The 17828-nt window shown below is 49.0% G+C and carries 11 protein-coding genes; all 11 read left to right on the top strand.

The window, feature by feature from the left end; genetic code table 11:
• Positions 1-44 precede the first annotated feature (44 nt).
• The 11 genes from pgmB to pflB all read left to right on the top strand — a co-directional run bounded on the left by pgmB (position 45) and on the right by pflB (position 17826).
• Positions 45-689: a beta-phosphoglucomutase gene (pgmB, locus tag AC4G46_RS22405; RefSeq protein WP_491124643.1), complete on the top strand. Its 645-nt coding sequence runs from the start codon at positions 45-47 to the stop codon at positions 687-689.
• Between the two features lie 77 nt (positions 690-766).
• The gene (locus AC4G46_RS22400) at positions 767-1576 is read left to right on the top strand and encodes an alpha/beta hydrolase (protein WP_491124642.1); all 810 of its coding nucleotides are present in this window, start codon (positions 767-769) and stop codon (positions 1574-1576) included.
• 174 nt (positions 1577-1750) lie between these two features.
• Positions 1751-3313 (top strand): peptide ABC transporter substrate-binding protein, encoded by a 1563-nt coding sequence (locus tag AC4G46_RS22395; protein ID WP_491124641.1) that lies wholly within the window; start codon positions 1751-1753, stop codon positions 3311-3313.
• Between the two features lie 338 nt (positions 3314-3651).
• Positions 3652-4857: an IS4 family transposase gene (locus AC4G46_RS22390; protein WP_491124640.1), complete on the top strand. Its 1206-nt coding sequence runs from the start codon at positions 3652-3654 to the stop codon at positions 4855-4857.
• Between the two features lie 791 nt (positions 4858-5648).
• Positions 5649-7442 carry a cache domain-containing sensor histidine kinase gene (locus tag AC4G46_RS22385; protein ID WP_491124639.1) on the top strand — a complete coding sequence of 598 codons (1794 nt, stop codon included), beginning with the start codon at positions 5649-5651 and terminating at the stop codon, positions 7440-7442.
• 16 nt (positions 7443-7458) lie between these two features.
• The gene (locus AC4G46_RS22380; RefSeq protein WP_491124638.1) at positions 7459-8793 is read left to right on the top strand and encodes a response regulator; all 1335 of its coding nucleotides are present in this window, start codon (positions 7459-7461) and stop codon (positions 8791-8793) included.
• Between the two features lie 211 nt (positions 8794-9004).
• Positions 9005-9832 (top strand): carbohydrate ABC transporter permease, encoded by an 828-nt coding sequence (locus tag AC4G46_RS22375; RefSeq protein ID WP_491128954.1) that lies wholly within the window; start codon positions 9005-9007, stop codon positions 9830-9832.
• Position 9833: 1 nt separating this feature from the next.
• Positions 9834-10706 carry a carbohydrate ABC transporter permease gene (locus AC4G46_RS22370; RefSeq protein ID WP_491124637.1) on the top strand — a complete coding sequence of 291 codons (873 nt, stop codon included), beginning with the start codon at positions 9834-9836 and terminating at the stop codon, positions 10704-10706.
• A gap of 146 nt (positions 10707-10852) precedes the next feature.
• Positions 10853-12325, top strand: a complete 1473-nt coding sequence (locus tag AC4G46_RS22365) for an ABC transporter substrate-binding protein (protein ID WP_491124636.1) — start codon at positions 10853-10855, stop codon at positions 12323-12325.
• Positions 12326-12679: 354 nt separating this feature from the next.
• Positions 12680-15301: a bifunctional acetaldehyde-CoA/alcohol dehydrogenase gene (gene adhE, locus AC4G46_RS22360; protein WP_491124635.1), complete on the top strand. Its 2622-nt coding sequence runs from the start codon at positions 12680-12682 to the stop codon at positions 15299-15301.
• 263 nt (positions 15302-15564) lie between these two features.
• On the top strand, positions 15565-17826 hold the full coding sequence (pflB, locus tag AC4G46_RS22355; protein WP_491124634.1) for a formate C-acetyltransferase: 2262 nt from the start codon (positions 15565-15567) through the stop codon (positions 17824-17826).
• Positions 17827-17828: the final 2 nt, after the last annotated feature.

Raw genomic sequence — 17828 nt, 5'->3', positions numbered from 1 at the left:
TGGCGGGAATCAAGCTAAAGTAACAACAGGGAGGTCATGAATGTATGCCGGATTATAGCATGCTGAAGCAAATGAAAGGTGCAATATTTGATCTGGATGGAGTCATTGTGGATACAGCCAAATATCATTATCTGGCCTGGAGGTCATTAGCGTCAGAGCTCGGTTTTGATTTTACAGAAGCGGATAATGAACGCCTTAAAGGCGTGAGCCGGATGAGATCGCTGGATATTCTGCTGGAGATAGGCGATCTGGAATTCACTGAGGCGGAGAAGCTTGCCATGGCGGACAAGAAAAACCGCCTATATATAGAGTATATCTCGCGATTGGATGAATCAGAGCTGCTGCCAGGTGTCAGCTCTTACCTGAACAGGCTGCGTGACAGCGGTATCGGCATTGCCCTCGGCTCAGCCAGCAAAAACGCGCTGTTCATTCTGGATAAACTGAACATTGCCGGCCTCTTCGATGCTGTGGTGGACGGCAATAAGGTGTCCAGAGCCAAGCCTGACCCGGAGGTGTTCCTTATAGCCTCTCAGGAATTGGGCCTGCAGCCCGGTGATTGCATAGTGTTCGAGGATGCTGAAGCAGGCGTCGCCGCCGGCAAAGCCGCAGGGATGCGGGTAGTCGGCATCGGCAGGCCGGAGGTGCTGGGCGAGTCAGATATTGTCATTTCCGGATTGCATGAATTATAGGGGCTTGATAGACTAATAGTCGGGGGAACAGCAACCCCTTATTATTCTATTATAGAAGGAAAGCCTGAGGGATGCAGATGGAAACGTTGTTATTATGGCCTGAGGGGGCTCCGGGGGCGCTTGGAACAGGCGCTGAGGATTGTCCGGCAATTACGCCTTATCTGGTCGAGGGAAGCAAAAACGCTGCAGTGCTGGTCTGTCCCGGAGGCGCTTACTGGCTGCGGGCTGATCATGAGGGAGGCCCGGTAGCGGAGTGGCTGAATACACTGGGAATCTCCGCATTTGTGCTGCGTTACCGTGTAGCTCCTTATCAATATCCGAGTGCCCTGAAGGATGCCCAGAGAGCTCTGCGGACGATCCGCTTCCGTGCCGGGGACTTCGGAGTTGATCCGGAAAAAGTCGGCATTCTGGGATTCTCCGCCGGCGGCCATCTGGCTTCAACGGCATCCGGACTGTTTGACAGGGGTAACAAGGAGGCAGAGGAGGCGCTGGAACGCCAGTCCTGCCGTCCCGACTTCTCTATCCTGTGCTATCCGGTCATTTCCATGATGGACGGTGTGACACATGAAGGGTCCAGGACCAACCTGCTTGGCGATAATCCGCCGGAAGAGCTGATCCGCCGTCTTAGCGGTGAACTGCAAGTTACACCTGATACGCCCCCTGCGTTCCTGTGGCATACTGCAGATGATGGAGCGGTACCGGTAGAGAACAGTCTGCTGCTTGCCTCGGCGCTGCGCCGTCAGCAAATTCCGTTCGATCTGCATGTGTACGCCCACGGGGTACATGGCCTCGGATTGGCCGAGGAGGAGCCTCATACCTCCGGCTGGACCGCTGCCTGCGCTTCCTGGCTGCAGATGAACGGGTACAGCAAGACAGGCAATTCCTAAATATCTGGTATTCCGGCCTTTCATGAGTGGTTGAAACTTATGAAAGGCTATTTGTTATTCTGTCTGAATGTATTGTTACATGATAAGATGGTAGTATTGGTTTGATTTTACAGGGGGAAAGGTGAATCATAGATGAAGAAGCTGCTTCATTTGCTTTTGGCATTGGGTTTGATTATGAGCATCGGATTAACACAAGAAGGGGGAGAGGTATCGGCAGAAGGAAGCAAGCAGGTGTTCAGGATTGGTGTAGACGTGATCCCGGGCCAGCTTGACCCTGCCCTCACCGTCAACGATACAGAGTCCTCGGTTATTAAAGGCATGTTCGAGGGTCTGGTCCGTTTGAATGAGTACGGACAAGCTGTGCCGGGCATGGCGAAATCCTGGAAAATAACAGGCGGCGGCAAAACATTCACCTTTGCTCTGCGAACCAGCGCCAAATGGAGCAATCAGCAGCCTGTAAAGGCCGCGGATTTTGAATATGCCTGGAAGCGGGCCTTGTCCCCGCAGTCTTATAACAGTATGGCTTTCAAAATGTATATGATCGCCGGAGCTGAAAATTATCATAACGGCAAGCAGAAGGATGCCTCCAAAGTTGGGATTAAGGCGCTGAATGACCATACCCTTCAGGTAACGCTGACAGCCCCGAATTACACGTTCCTACAAATGCTCGCCGAGAATATTTATCTGCCGCTTAACGCAGCGGCGGTTAAAGCCAATACCGGCTGGGCAACCAGCGCGAAGGCCATCGTGACGAACGGACCGTTCAGACTGACGGCCTGGGATGCCAACAAGGTTGTTTTGACTAAAAATGCCGGTTATTACGCAGCTAATGAGATTCAGTTCTCCGAGGTTCAATTTCTCAAGCCGGCTGCAGGCCAGCTATCGAATACCGACACTTATCTTGATGGCAGGCTCGACTGGATCGGCAGCGGTGAAAATACTAGAATCGATTATTATGACCAGCTAACTACTGATGCCAATACTGAAATCTATTCTTTTCCATACGCCAGCTTATATTACTATCAGTTTAATGTTAACGAAGCTCCGTTCAATAATGTGAAGATACGTAAAGCGCTGGCAATGGCGGTTGACCGCAAGGGCTTGCCTTACGGTACTCCGGCTTATGGAGATATTGCTCCAACCATTCACGGGGCTAAACAAACCTTCCGTTCAGAAATTAAGGATTCCAGATATTTCAGAGAAGATGTTAAAGCAGCCCAAAAGCTGCTGCAGGAGGGACTGAAGGAAGAGGGTTTAAACAGTTTGCCGGAGTTCAATATTATAGTGAATGCAGAGCAGAGTCATGATCTGATTGCCTCAATCATCGTTTCCGGCTGGAAAGAAAACCTGGGCATCAAGGCGAATATTGAAGTTCAGGCCTGGAACGAGCTGCTCGACAACCGCCAGAGCCAGAACTATACAGTGGCCAGAGCAGGCTGGAGAGCGGATTACAATGATCCTGCTGCGTTTCTGGAGTATTTCACCTCCTGGAGTAAGGATAATGATTCCGGCTGGAGCAATAAATTTTACGACAGTTATATCCTGCAGGCACGGCAAAAGCAGGACCTTGCAGAGCAGATGCGCCTGCATGCCAAGGCTGAGAAACTGCTCATTGATGATATGGTCATCCTCCCGCTGTACTATTATGTGGCAGATGTCCTGAAGCAGCCGAATGTTCATAATGTATATGTCGATTTTGACGGCTCGATTGCTTTTACCAGAGGTTACTTAAAATAATCAGTCATACTCTCAACCATACTCACTTTAGCCCGGCATACTCTGCACAATGGGCTACAGCATCATTAAGGTCAGCCGGAGGTTCCGGCTGACCTGTTTGCCTGTTTGCCTGTAAACTAAGTGGATTTTTGCCATCTATTTCGTGCGTTTTTCAGCATTTATGCGGATTAGGTGGAAATACTCCACTAGACATGCGGCAAACCTAACATAAATTTTTTTGAAATAGTTAGCTAATTATGGATAAAAAAGATGAGTTTACTCTGGTGAAAAATGAAAAAAGCCCTAATGTAGAGAGAGTAGGCAGGTTACCCACATCTCTCCACAAAAGGAGCTAATCCATGGGTAACATATCGCAAAATTCAGTTTTACGCAAGTACTTACAGCATTTAATGTTACATTCTTTTCGTTGTCCATTCGCAGATCATTATTCGAAAAAACTTACCGTTGGGGCCGCGATTACCCTTTTTGTAGAAGCTCAGTTGCAGCAGAGGCGGACTCTTTCCGACATTGTGCTCCATTTGGAAACGAATGCAGAGCTTCAGGACATTACCGGACTCACGACCATTCACGAATCGACCTTGAACCGCAAGCTCGGCACCATCCCTCTTGCTTATCTCGAGTGGTTGTTTACCGATCTTGTTCAGGAATTAAAATTGCGAAAAGCGGAAGCCAAGGGCATCAAGCATCTTGGAAAGTTAGCACCCGTCGATTCAACGAGCCTTTCGCTACCCAAAATACTCGGCGATTGGGCGTTTTATCAAAATAAGACCAAGGGTATCAAAATCCATACGCGGCTGCTTTCGCTGGAAGCAGGGTGTCATTTTCCGGATGAGATTGTCCTTTCCACTATCGGTGTATCGGATCAACAAGCGGTCAAATATCTGGTTGTGCCTGGAGAATTCACCTACATTTTCGACCGTGGCTATGTGCATTATGGAAACTTCAGAGAATGGTCGGAAGGGACGGTGCTTTTTGTAGCCCGGATCCGTGCAAAAACAAAGTACACCGTGCTGACCGAACATCCCCTTTCGGGTAGCAGCAATATTACTCGGGACGCTGACGTTGAGATTCTGGATAAAAAATCGGGCCAAACGTTTTGCGTTCGCCTTGTACAATTCCAAGATAAGCATGGAAAAATCTACGAGGTCATCACAAATCGTCAGGATCTTTCAGCCGAAGACGTTGGTGAAATTTATCGCTGTCGCTGGCAAATTGAGCTGTTTTTTAAATGGATCAAGCAGCATCTGGCCACCGTAACGTTCCATAATCACCACCCCCACGCAGTATGGGTCCAATGTTACATCGGAATCATTACGGCGCTACTTTGTCAGCTCATCCATTTAGAAGTGCAGTCCACCCTAAGTGTATGGAGCATGCTGCGAAAGATGAGGTATTACGCCATGAAAGACTGGGATGTATTTATTGAAGCGCTGAATCGTGAACCGACTCGTCGTTCTAAAGGTCGGCAAAAGATCCCTAAGCCCGCAGAAACTCCAGAACAAACGAAAGAGAAACGAGCGACGGTAAAGATAATTCTCAGATAACAAACATAATATACCATTTATTGGTAACCAACCCTACGTTTTAAGACGCCACTGTTCTTTTTTCATTGAGTCTATAAAACTAACTGTAAAATTATTACTTTTGGTTTAATTTAGCTCTCATGTAAGTTTGTATGCATGTCTAGTGGAAATACTCCACTTATTTTTCTGTAAAACCTCCACATTGGCTGATATCGCTATAATTAAGTAACGTTTTTCCAACTAATATGCTTTGAACGTTGTTTGATGACGAAATAGATAACATTTTTCCACTTAATTTAATGTGCATTGTGTTCTCTCTAAAAAGGGGATGGAGCAGCGGAGCGGAGGTTTGGAGCTGTAGGAGCGTCCGCGTCCGCCTTTGTCTGTGGATTTCCACCGCGGACAGCGGTATTCAATCAAGAAATCCACAGACAACAGCGGCTGGAAGCCCAAACGCTCTGCGCAGCAGCGAATATATCCCCCCCTGCCCACACCCCGTAAGCAATCTTTTGTGCTTTGCGTTCTTTCAAAAAAGGGGATGGAGCAGCGGAGTGGAGGTTTGGAGCTGCAGGAGCGGTAGCGTCCGCCTTTGTCTGTGGATTTCCACCGCGGACAGCGGTATCAAATCAAGAAATCCACAGACAACAGCGGCCGAAAGCCCAAACGCTCTGCGCAGCAGCGAATATATCCCCCGTCTTTTCACAAACGCCGGCCGCAAAAATTGCATACAATCCCACCTAATAAACTTTAAAATAAACATATGTAAGCGCTTCTTTGTTTGTTATATTATTGAAACTGGAGGTGGTTCCGGGGTGTTGTCTTCACTGATTAAGCCGATTGTCCGGCTGAACGTCAAGCAGCAGCTGATTCTGCTGTTTGTTATTATGCTTACCCCCATTCTGGTTCTCAATAATTACGGGAATTACAAAGCCGAACAGGTTCTGAAACGGCATGTCACCAACGCTTATGTAGAGCTGAACAAGCAGAATTTTGCCATCATCAACCGCGACATCGATACTGTTAACAAAATAACGTCTACGGTGATCCAGAATCCTTTTCTGCAGCAGCTGAATATGAGCGGGCTTGATCCCATAATGGAGCGGGTGGAGCGCTACGAGACGATAGAAAAGCTGCTGGGCAGCTACTCGCAGGGAGCGGAGCGCGGGGATGCGATTTATTACTCGCTGTATGTGTACGATCCGAACAATTATTATTTTTTCGCCCCCAATTTTCCGCAGGTGAAGAAGGCGGGCGTTTATTTTTTCACCAAGGAGGAGGAGCCGTTCTGGTTCAGGCAGGCGGTGGAGCAGAAGGGCCGGGGTTACCTGATGTTCATGGACCGGCTCAGTCCGCAGGCTGAGGATCTAAAGACGCTTACCTATGTAAGGGCGGTCAACAATATTTATCTGGGTGCGGGAACGATAGGTGTGCTTGTGGTTACGAAGATGGAGGCCAAAATCGGTGAATCGCTGAAGTCGATTTCATTGCCGGACGGGGAAATTTACCTGACAGATATGAATAACAGGGTACTCGCCTCCAGCACCAATTCCACGGGAGAGATTATTGAGCTGCCGGAAGGGGCGGAAATTGGTGATCCGGAGGGAACTGTGGATGTGATTACCGACGACTTCATCTATGTGGTGAACAATAACCATATGCTAGGGCAGAAGCTGGTCTACAAGGTTCCGGTAAAAGCGCTGCTTCAGCAGCAGAACGAGATGAAAAGAGTCATTCAGTACATAACCGTGGCCTACGCCTTATTCGGCCTGATTATTATCACGTATTTCTGGCGTTCGCTGATGACACCGCTGCAGAAGCTGGCTTTTTTTGTGCGGAAGTATGAGCCGGGCAACCGGGTACCGGAAACGCCGAAGCGGGGCAGCAATGACGAGGTCAGCGTGCTGATCTCGTCCACCTATGATATGGCGCGCCGGCTGAACAGCCTGATCATGTACAAATACCAGATGGAGCTGAAGCAGAAGGAGTCCCAGTTGCAGCTGCTGTATCAGCAGATCAATCCGCATCTTTTATATAACACCCTGGAGAGTATTTATTGGAAAAGCTCGCTGGAAGGCAACGTGGAATCCGCGGAAATGATCAAAGAGCTGTCCAAGCTGATGAAGATCAGCCTGAGCCGGGGACGGGAGCTGATTACGCTTGAGGAGGAGCTGGAGCATGCCAGTGCCTATATCAAGCTGCAGCAGCACCGCTACGATTACGTGTTCACCGTGACCTGGAATATTGCCCCCGAAACCAAAAGTAATCTGATCCCCAAAATCACCCTTCAGCCCCTGATAGAAAATGCCATTATCCACGGGGTCAAAAATATGGGGGAGGATGGGGAAATCATCATCACCGCCGCTGTCCTCGGGGATGATGTACTGATTACTATAGAAGACAATGGCTACAAGCAGGTGGACTACGAGGCCATCACCCGGGTGCTCAATGACCAGAGTCCAAATCCGGCAAGCGGGTACGGCATCCGCAATATTAACCAGCGTGTGCAGCTGCATTTCGGCCCGGACTATAGCATCAGCTACGGACCGCGTGCCGGAGGCGGGACGGTTGCGGCGGTTCTGCTGCCCAAAACAGAAGTTCAAGAATAGAAGGGGGAATCTGCAAATGTTCAATATTCTGGTGGTGGACGATGAACCGCTTATCTGTAAAGGCCTAAGTAATCTGCTTGCTTCCTCCGGACTGGATATCGGTAATATCTATACTGCAGGCAGCGGCTTTGAGGCACTCGACTGCATCCGGATGGAGGAGGTCGATCTGCTTGTCACTGATATCCAGATGGGGGCGATGAGCGGGATCGAGCTGATGCAGCATGCCAAGCTGGCGAAGCCGTGGGTACAGACGATTGTTATCTCGGCGCATGAAACCTTCCAGTACGCACAAATGGCTGTCAGGCTTGGAGCGAAGGATTATCTGATCAAGCCGCTGAACAGCGAGCAGTTTCTCGACTCCGTACGGAATGTGCTGCTCAAAATGGACCGGCCTTCGCCTGAGCTCGCCGGCTTCATGGCCGGAATCGGCGAAAGCTTCCGGCTGGATGAGCCGCTTCCGGCCTACAGCGAGCTGCTGAACAGGCTGCTTACCGACCCTGCCCCAGCGCTGGGCAGCGAGGAAGAAATGCGCAAGCTGGATGAGCTTAGGCTGCAAGGCCCTTATTTTGCCGTGCTCAAGATCAAGCTTCCGCTTCCGGGGACAGACAGCAGCACCAAGTACAGCCTGCGTGACCACGGGCTGCTGCGATACGGCGCGCTCAATATCGCCAAAGAGCTGCTGGATCAGGAGTGGAGCTCGACGGCCTTTTATTCGCCGGAGGAAGAAATTACGGTAATCATCCAGTGGGATGAGAAAAGCTACGAAGAGGCAGGCTCGGGTCAGGTCAGCAGGCTGGATGTGCTGGGCCGCAGCCTGCATTTTAACATCCACAAATTTCTGCACCTGAATGCAGTCATCGGAATCAGCCAGATTCTTAAAGGGCTGCCGTTCATGGAGGTGCTGAACCGCCAGGCCTCCCGGGCTATTCTCTGGAACAGGGAGCACAGCGACCATTATGTGTTCTACTACGGCGATTTCAATTGGAGCAGCTATACCGGTGCCGGTGAACCGTCTGCAGAGGAGCTGCACACGCGCAGCAATCTAATTGTCCAGAAGGCCAAGGAATATATCGATGAGAATTACGCCCAGAAGGGCTTAACGATACATGAGGTCGCCAAGAAAAACCATGTCAGCCCTAATTATCTGAGCTATCTGTTCAAGAAAAATACAGGCCACAACCTGTGGGAATATGTCATCAAGCTGCGGATGGAGGAGAGCCGGGAGATGATTTTGCATACCGATCTGCGCCGTTACGAAATTGCTGAGCGTGTCGGGTATGAGTCGCCGGAGCATTTCAGCAAGATTTTCAAAAAATACTACGGTATTAGCCCGAGCGAGCTGAAGAAGTAAGAACGCCCATGACTTCGGTAGATTTACACATGTGCAGCGCCCCCCGCCTTTCCTACAATTAAGGTAGGAAGTACTTTGTCAAAGTGCTTAAAGAAGAAAGGAATGAGGGAGCCAGATGAATCAGACCGCTGCACTTCACGATGATCTGCCGGCAAAGCTTGAGAGCAGGCCTTATAAGCAGAACCGCTGGAAAAAGAATTTTTGGGGCTACATGTTCCTTGTACCCGCGATTGCCATCTTCGTTATGTTTATGTGGGTGCCTATCTTTAAAGGTTTTCTGTACAGCTTTTACACCGTGGATTTTGTTAAAGGAAATACCTTTGTCGGCTTCGATAACTATTCGAGAGCCCTTAGCGATCCTGATGTGCTGATCGCCATCAAGAACACGCTGTACTATATGCTGCTCTGTCTCGTTGTCGGCTTCTGGGTGCCGATTGCCTTCGCAATTGCGATTTCCGAGCTGAGAAAATTCGGCGGCTTTGTGCGGGTGGCGGCCTATCTGCCCTATGTCATGCCGGCAGTTGTCTTATACGGGCTATGGAGATGGCTGTATGATCCGGTAGGCCCGATTAACGCGCTGTTAGGGACGATGGGGGCGGATCAAATCCCGTTCCTGACGGACAGCAGGTGGTCCATGCTCTCGCTTGTCTTTATGGAGACGTGGCAGCAGTTCGGCTCGGGGATGCTCATCTATCTGGCGGCTGTGCTCAGCATCCCGCGTGACTGGTATGAAGCGGCGGAGATTGACGGAGCCGGGGTGTGGGCGAGGATCCGCCATATTACGCTGCCGTCGCTGCGCAACCTGATTATCCTGATGCTGATTCTGCAGATCATCGCGACCTCGCAGGGGTATCAGTCACAACTGGCGCTGCTGGACGGCGGGCCTAACAAGACCACGCTGACGTATGCGCTGCTGATTGTAAAGTATGCTTTTACCAGACTGGATTACGGTACGGCAACGGCGCTTGGCATGCTGATGTTCATCGTCCTTGGCGGTTTGGGCATTTTACAGTTCAGGCTGAATAAGGAGGATAACTAAGATGAAGAGCGCAGAGAGAGGCATTCTGTCCGAGCACGATCTGAAAAAGACAGGCAACAAGGTCGTCTACGGTATTATGGTGTTTTTTATTGCGGTAATGGTGTTCACCATGATGTATCCGATTCTGATGACGATGTTCAACGGGCTGAAATCGAATGTCGAGGTCAACTCGTTCCCGCCGCATTTTTTTCCGCAGGAGTGGCATTTCGGTAATTTAAAGGATGCGGTGAAATATATTGATCTGCTGAAGTTCCTCAAGAACACGCTTTATATTTTTGCCGGAAATATGGTTATGACGCTGGTTGTACTCGGCATGGCCTCGTTCAGCATTTCGCGGATGAATGTGCCTTACCGCAAGGCGTTCTACTTCTTTTTCCTGATGACGCTGTTTATTCCGGCGACGAGCTATATGATTCCGAACTTCGTCAATCTGAAGGAGCTGGGCCTGCTGAACCAATATGCGGCTTTCTGGCTGCCGGCGGGAGCGAATACGTTTTATTTTCTGCTGCTGAAGAACTTCTTCGACGGGATTCACCCGGAAATCTTTGAAGCGGCGCGGATCGACGGGGCCTCGGAGCCGAGAAGCTTTTTTGCGATCGCTGTTCCGCTGTCGGTGCCGATTTTTGCCACGCTGGCGATCTTTATTTTCTCCACTGCCTGGAATGACTGGTTCTGGCCGTCACTGGTCATGCATTCCGAGGAAAAATATACGCTGGCGACCGCGATCTACAAATATGTGATCAGTGTCAAGGCACTTAATACGAATATTAAATTTGCCATTCTCTTTCTCGTGTCGCTGCCGCCGATTCTTGTGTTCCTGATCTTCCAGAAGTTTATTATGCGCGGCGTGGCCTTGTCGGCGGTAAAAGGCTAATGATGGCGTGGGAAGATGCCAGGAAGAGGAATTGCACACCATCGTAAACCTGCACACGAAAGCAATATAAATACACCTCGTTTGTAAACGGTTTCTCTTTTAAGATGAATTTGTAAGCTAATCATGAATTGAAAAGGGGAGTTTCAATGCGTAAATTTTCCAGCGTATTAGCAGGTCTCCTTGTGGCCGGTTCGTTGTTATCCGCCTGCGGCGGCAACAATAACAGCAACGGAAATGCCCAGGGGAATACAGGAGGGGAAGCGGCTCCGGCGCCGGCAGCTACAGCTGCAGATAACAGCACTGCTGCGACAGATGCGCCTGCGGACGATATCACCCAGCGAAAAGTAACAATCAAAATCCACTATCCGACGCCGGACCTGACCGAAATGCGCGCACAGGAAGACGATCGGATCAAACGGTTCCAGGCTGAATATCCGAACGTAGAGATCATCAAGGACGACTGGCAGTACAGCGTCAGCGAAATTGGAATCAAAATGGCCGCCAATGAGGCGCCGACCTTCTTCAACACGTATGCAACGGAAGCCAAGTTTCTTGTGGAAAAGGGCTGGGCAGCCGATATTACCGATCTGTGGAACACTTATGAGTACAAGGATCAGATCAATCCGGTGCTGCAGAATCAGTTCATTATTGATGGTAAAATATTCGGTGTAACCCAGAAGGGCTATGTCACCACTACCATGATCAATAAAAAGATGCTGGACGATAAAGGTGTGGCTGTTCCGCCGATGGACTGGACCTGGGATGACATGCTGAATACCGCCAAAGGGGTAGCCGATGCCAAAAAAGGCATTTCCGGTATTGCGCCGATGGGTAAAGGTAACGAAGCCGGCTGGAACTGGACCAACTTCCTGTTCGAAGCAGGCGGCGAGATTCAGAACGTGGACGGCGGCAAGGTTGTGGCCACTTTCAATTCAGAGGCAGGCGTGAAGGCGCTGGATTTCTACAAAAAGCTGAGATGGGAAGCGGAAGCTATTCCGCAGGACTGGGCACTCGGCTGGGGTGATGCAGTCGGCGCATTCCAGCAGGGACGTACAGCGATGGTTATGGCCGGCTCCGACGGCGTAATCGAGCAGGCGCTGAACCAGGGCGGACTCAAGCCGGCGGATGTACTGACCTATCCGATGCCTGCGGCTGAAAAAGGCGGCAAGCACACCGGTGTGCTCGGCGGCGATTATCTCGTAATTAATCCGAATGCTTCCAAGGATGAGCAGGAAATGGCGTTCCGTTATATCACTTTCGATTATTTCTCTGACAAAGGCCTGGAGGCGCTGGATGCAATTCTGCAGCAGCGCAAGGCGGACGGCAAATACTTCATCCCGCCGCTTCTGGACTATTATGCAGCAGATTCTGAGTTCGGAAAGAAAACCAAAGCGGTATACGACAAGTACTCGGACATTGTATATCAATATAATCCGGACATTATGGCTCTGCTGGACGGAAAACCGGAGGCTCAATACAACACTCAGGATTACTACGCAACGATGTCCAATGTAATCCAGGAGCTGTTCTCCAAAAAAGGAACGGACTCCAAGGCACAGCTTGATGCTGCAGCCAAAACAGTGCAGGAGCAATTCTTTGATTCTATTACAGTTGAATAGCAGACAAATTAAATTGTAAAAACAGACAGAAGACCGGCAGATCCTCCGATCGGGGGGACAGCCGGTCTTTTTATTGTTGGTGATAAATTTTGACAAAAAACCTCAGGCAATGACAAAATGATCTTCTGAAAGTACGACAGCCTAAGCGTGGAAATTCCTTCAAGTTAAATATAACCGAATAAAACACATAAATAATGGTTAAATATCCTGATTATGATCGAATGAAAGCGCTTTGAAAGCAAATCAAAAAAACTTTATACTTTGTGAAAGAATTCACTATACAAGACGGAAATGATGTGTTAAGATAAATGTGTAGAGAAAAACAACCTAAAAATTGACAGGAGGACGAGGGAGATGGCAGTTAAGAACGAAGTCGCCGCCCAAGTGAAACAAACCACCGCTGAAGAATATATTCAGACTTTGGTGGATAAAGCAAAGAAAGCCCTGGATGCGTTCATGGAACTGGACCAGGAGCAAGTTAACACAATCGTTCATGCAATGGCATTGGCAGGTCTCGACAAACATATGTATCTGGCGAAATTAGCTGTCGAAGAAACAGGCCGCGGAGTATACGAAGACAAAATTACGAAGAACATCTTCTCAACCGAATATATCTGGCACGGAATTAAGTATGACAAAACCGTAGGAGTTATTGAGGATAACGCCTACGACAATTTCCAAAAGATCGCTGAACCAGTCGGAATTATTATGGGTATCACACCGGTAACCAACCCAACATCCACCACGATGTTTAAAGCACTGATTTCCGCTAAGACACGTAACCCTATTATATTCGGTTTCCACCCTTCAGCGCAAGAGTGTAGTGCCGCTGCTGCCAAAATTCTTCATGATGCAGGCGTAAAAGCAGGTGCTCCTGAGAACTTCATCCAATGGATTGAGCTTCCTACCATGGATAAGACAAACGCGCTGATGAACAACCCTGACGTTGCACTGATCCTGGCAACAGGCGGATCCGCAATGGTAAAAGCAGCATACAGCTGCGGTAAGCCGGCTCTCGGCGTAGGCCCTGGTAACGTACCTGCTTTCATCGAGAAGAGTGCTGATATTGATCAGGCTGTAACAGACATTATCCTTTCCAAAACATTCGATAACGGCATGATCTGCGCTTCCGAGCAGGCTGTTATTATAGAAGAAGCTATTTTTGATCAAGTGAAGAAGAAAATGATCGCGAACGGCTGCTACTTCGTTAATAAAGATGAAGCTGCCAAGCTGACTAACGGTGCAATGAATGTAGAGAAATGCGCAGTTAACCCGGCAATCGTAGGTCAATCCGCTGTGAAGATCGCTGAAATGTGCGGAATTCAGGTTCCGGCCGGCACGAAGATTCTGGTTGCTGAAATCGAAGGCGTAGGTACTAAATATCCGCTGTCCGCTGAGAAGCTGAGCCCGGTTCTGGCTTGCTACAAAGTGAAAAATGCTGATCAGGGTATCGAACGCGCTGCAGAAATCGTTGAATTCGGCGGCATGGGCCACAGCTCGGCAATCCACTCTAATAATGAAGAAGTTATCATGAAGTTCTCGCACCGTCTGCAGACAGGACGTATTCTGGTGAACTCGCCTTCAACACACGGCGCCATCGGAGACATCTACAATACAAATATCCCTTCGCTCACCCTGGGCTGCGGATCATACGGCCGCAACTCGGTGTCGCAAAACGTTACTGCCATCAATCTGATCAACGTGAAAAGGGTGAACCGTCGTACCGTGAATATGCAATGGTTTAAAGTACCTGACAAAATCTACTTTGAAAAAGGATCCACACAATACCTGGCTAAAATGCCTAACATTACACGCGTAGCAATCATTACTGACCCTATGATGGTTAAACTGGGTTACGTGGAAAGAGTTGAGCATTACCTGCGCCAGCGCCAGACTCCTGTAGCGATCGAAGTGTTCTCGGAAGTTGAACCGGATCCATCGACTACTACTGTAGAAAAAGGTACAGCTATGATGAACAGATTCCAGCCGGACTGCATCATCGCACTCGGCGGCGGTTCCCCAATGGATGCTGCCAAAGGCATGTGGCTGTTCTATGAACACCCGGATGTTGACTTCAACAACCTGAAACAGAAATTCATGGATATCCGCAAACGCGTATACAAATATCCTACCCTGGGTCAAAAGGCTAAATTCGTTGCCATTCCGACTACTTCGGGTACCGGTTCAGAAGTAACCTCGTTCGCAGTTATTACTGATAAAACTGCCGGCAACAACACTAAGTATCCGCTGGCTGATTATGAGCTGACTCCAGACGTTGCGATTATCGATCCGGAGTTTGTATACAGCCTGCCAAGAACTGCAGTTGCTGATACAGGTATGGACGTACTGACTCACGCTATTGAAGCTTATGTATCTGTAATGGCAAGCGACTACTCCGACGGTCTGGCAATCAAAGCGATTCAGCTGGTGTTCCAGTACCTGGAAAAATCCGCATTGCAGGCAGATAAGGTTGCCCGTGAGAAAATGCACAACGCATCGACACTTGCAGGTATGGCGTTCGCTAACGCATTCCTGGGCATCAACCACAGCTTGGCGCACAAATGGGGCGGACAGTACCACACTGCACACGGCCGCACCAATGCGATCCTGATGCCGCACGTTATCCGTTACAATGCCAAGAAGCCTACGAAGTTCGCTTCGTTCCCTAAATATTCGCACTTTGTAGCTGACGAGCGTTATGCCGAAATCGCCCGCATTCTGGGATTGCCGGCCCGCACTACTGAAGAGGGCGTAACAAGCCTGATCAATGCGATCCGTGACATGAACAAGAAGCTGGGTATCGAAGAGTCCTTCCAGGCACTGGGCTTCGATCCTAAGGATTTCGAATCCCGTGTAGATTACCTGGCTGACCGTGCATTTGAAGACCAATGTACAACAGCTAACCCTAAATTGCCGCTGGTAAGTGAGCTGGCTGATGTATACCGCAACGCTTTCTACGGAAGATTTGACGTTTAATTGGTGATTGCCCGGTAAAAGATAAGTTTAAAGGTTAATATGGGGCTAGATGGTAGTGACAAATATCACCGGAAAGGTGATATTTGTCACAGTCCTTTTTCAGAAAATAAACTAAAATGTTTATATAAACAACGAGCCCGAGATATGAAAGTGTGATTGTGAATTTTATAACAACCATATCTTTGGGATCACGAGACACGGGATCAACCTTCAAGCCCGCGATCTCTACAAATATAATAAATATATAAATGGAGGGATTTAGCATGTCGGTGATTGAAAAAGATGTACAAGAAGTAAAGTCGGGTTGGAGAAGTTTTACAAAAGGCAAATGGGCCAAGAAAGTTGACGTTAACAACTTCATCGCAACAAACATCAAACCTTATGAAGGAAATGAAGATTTCCTCGTAGGTCCTACAAGCAACACCACTGAACTGTGGAAGATCATTTCCCAGCTGAGCAAGGAAGAAAGAGAAAGAGGCGGCGTATGGGATGTTTCCCTGGATACTGTCTCCACTATTACTTCCCACGCACCAGGCTACATCGACAAGGACAAGGAACAAATCGTAGGGGTGCAGACTGATGCTCCTTTCAGACGTTCCATCCAGCCGTTCGGCGGTATCAAGATGATGATCGATGCCACTAAGGCTTACGGCTTCGAGCTTCCGAATAACATTGTCGAAATGTTTACGAATATCCGCAAAACGCATAACCAAGGCGTATTTGATGCATATACACCTGATATGAGAGCAGTGCGTAAATCCGGCGTTATCACAGGTCTTCCTGATGCTTACGGCCGCGGACGCATTATCGGCGACTACCGCCGCGTTGCTCTGTACGGTATTGATTTCCTGATTAAAGACAAGAAACAGCAACAGGCTGAGCTTGAAGTGGATTCCATGACTGAAGATGTAATCCGTCTGCGTGAAGAGCTGTCCGAGCAGATCCGCGCTCTGGGCGAACTGAAAGAAATGGCTGCTGCACACGGGCTTGATATTTCCAAACCGGCTAACTCTTTCAAAGAAGCTACTCAATGGGTATACTTCGGATACCTGGCAGCAGTTAAAGAGCAGAACGGTGCGGCAATGTCCCTTGGACGCGTATCCTCCTTCCTTGATATCTATGCACAGCGTGATTTTGAAGAAGGTACTCTTACTGAAGAACAAGCACAGGAAATCGTTGACCATTTCGTAATGAAGCTGCGTATCGTGAAATTCCTGCGTACACCTGACTACAACGAACTGTTCTCCGGTGACCCTACTTGGGTAACTGAGTCCATCGGCGGTATGGCTGAAGACGGAACAACCCGCGTAACCAAGAACAGCTTCCGCTTCCTGCACACCCTGTATAACCTGGGACCTGCACCGGAACCGAACCTGACTGTACTGTGGTCCGAGAAGCTGCCTGAAGGCTTTAAGAAATATTGCGCGAAGGTATCCATTGAAACCAGCGCTATCCAATATGAGAATGATGATGTAATGCGTCCATACTGGGGCGAAGATTACGCGATCGCCTGCTGCGTATCCCCAATGCGCATCGGTAAACAAATGCAGTTCTTCGGAGCCCGTGCGAATCTTGCAAAAGCTCTGCTGTACGCAATCAACGGCGGTGTGGATGAGAAATCCGGCGCACAGGTAGGTCCTGAATACCCTGCAATCACTTCCGAGTATCTGGATTACAACGAAGTAATGAAACGCTTCAAACCAATGATGGAGTGGCTGGCCAAGACTTACGTTAACACCCTGAACATCATCCACTACATGCATGACAAGTATTCCTACGAACGTATTGAAATGGCGCTGCATGACCGCGACATTCTGCGTACAATGGCTTGCGGTATCGCTGGTCTGTCCGTTGCTGCTGACTCCCTGAGCGCAATCAAATACGCTAAGGTTAAGCCAATCCGCAACGAACAAGGCATTGCAATCGACTTCGAAACCGAAGGTGAATTCCCTTGCTACGGTAACAACGACGACGCTGTTGACAGCATCGCAGTTGAGCTGGTTGAAACCTTCATGACAATGATCCGCAAAAACAAAACTTACCGTGATGCTGTTCCGACTCAATCGGTACTGACTATCACTTCGAACGTAGTTTACGGTAAGAAGACTGGTACTACTCCTGACGGACGTAAAAAAGGCGAACCATTCGCACCAGGTGCTAACCCAATGCACGGACGCGATAAGAAGGGCGCACTGGCATCCCTGAACTCTGTTGCCAAACTGCCTTACTCTGATGCACAAGATGGTATCTCCAATACGTTCTCCATTGTTCCTAAGGCACTGGGTAAAGACGAAGAATCCCGTAAGTCCAACCTGGTATTCATGATGGACGGATACTTCCACAACAACGCCCAGCACTTGAACGTTAACGTATTTAACCGTGAGCAGCTGATCGATGCTATGGATCACCCAGAGAACTATCCGCAACTGACAGTTCGTGTATCCGGCTATGCCGTTAACTTCATCAAGCTGACCCGCGAACAACAGCTGGATGTTATCAACCGTACATTCCACTCTTCGATGTAAGA

Source organism: Paenibacillus sp. fava2, from assembly GCF_058313675.1.
The sequence above is the reverse complement of the archived record's forward strand: the minus strand, read 5'-3'. Positions and strand labels throughout refer to the sequence as shown.

Excerpts from the sequence above, each read along its gene's own strand:
- pgmB (WP_491124643.1), top strand. The coding sequence starts at position 45 with ATGCCGGATTATAGCATGCTGAAGCAAATGAAAGGTGCAATATTTGAT.
- AC4G46_RS22400 (WP_491124642.1), top strand. The coding sequence starts at position 767 with ATGGAAACGTTGTTATTATGGCCTGAGGGGGCTCCGGGGGCGCTTGGA.
- AC4G46_RS22395 (WP_491124641.1), top strand. The coding sequence starts at position 1,751 with ATGAGCATCGGATTAACACAAGAAGGGGGAGAGGTATCGGCAGAAGGA.
- AC4G46_RS22390 (WP_491124640.1), top strand. The coding sequence starts at position 3,652 with ATGGGTAACATATCGCAAAATTCAGTTTTACGCAAGTACTTACAGCAT.
- AC4G46_RS22380 (WP_491124638.1), top strand. The coding sequence starts at position 7,459 with ATGTTCAATATTCTGGTGGTGGACGATGAACCGCTTATCTGTAAAGGC.
- AC4G46_RS22375 (WP_491128954.1), top strand. The coding sequence starts at position 9,005 with ATGTTCCTTGTACCCGCGATTGCCATCTTCGTTATGTTTATGTGGGTG.
- AC4G46_RS22370 (WP_491124637.1), top strand. The coding sequence starts at position 9,834 with ATGAAGAGCGCAGAGAGAGGCATTCTGTCCGAGCACGATCTGAAAAAG.
- AC4G46_RS22365 (WP_491124636.1), top strand. The coding sequence starts at position 10,853 with ATGCGTAAATTTTCCAGCGTATTAGCAGGTCTCCTTGTGGCCGGTTCG.
- adhE (WP_491124635.1), top strand. The coding sequence starts at position 12,680 with ATGGCAGTTAAGAACGAAGTCGCCGCCCAAGTGAAACAAACCACCGCT.
- pflB (WP_491124634.1), top strand. The coding sequence starts at position 15,565 with ATGTCGGTGATTGAAAAAGATGTACAAGAAGTAAAGTCGGGTTGGAGA.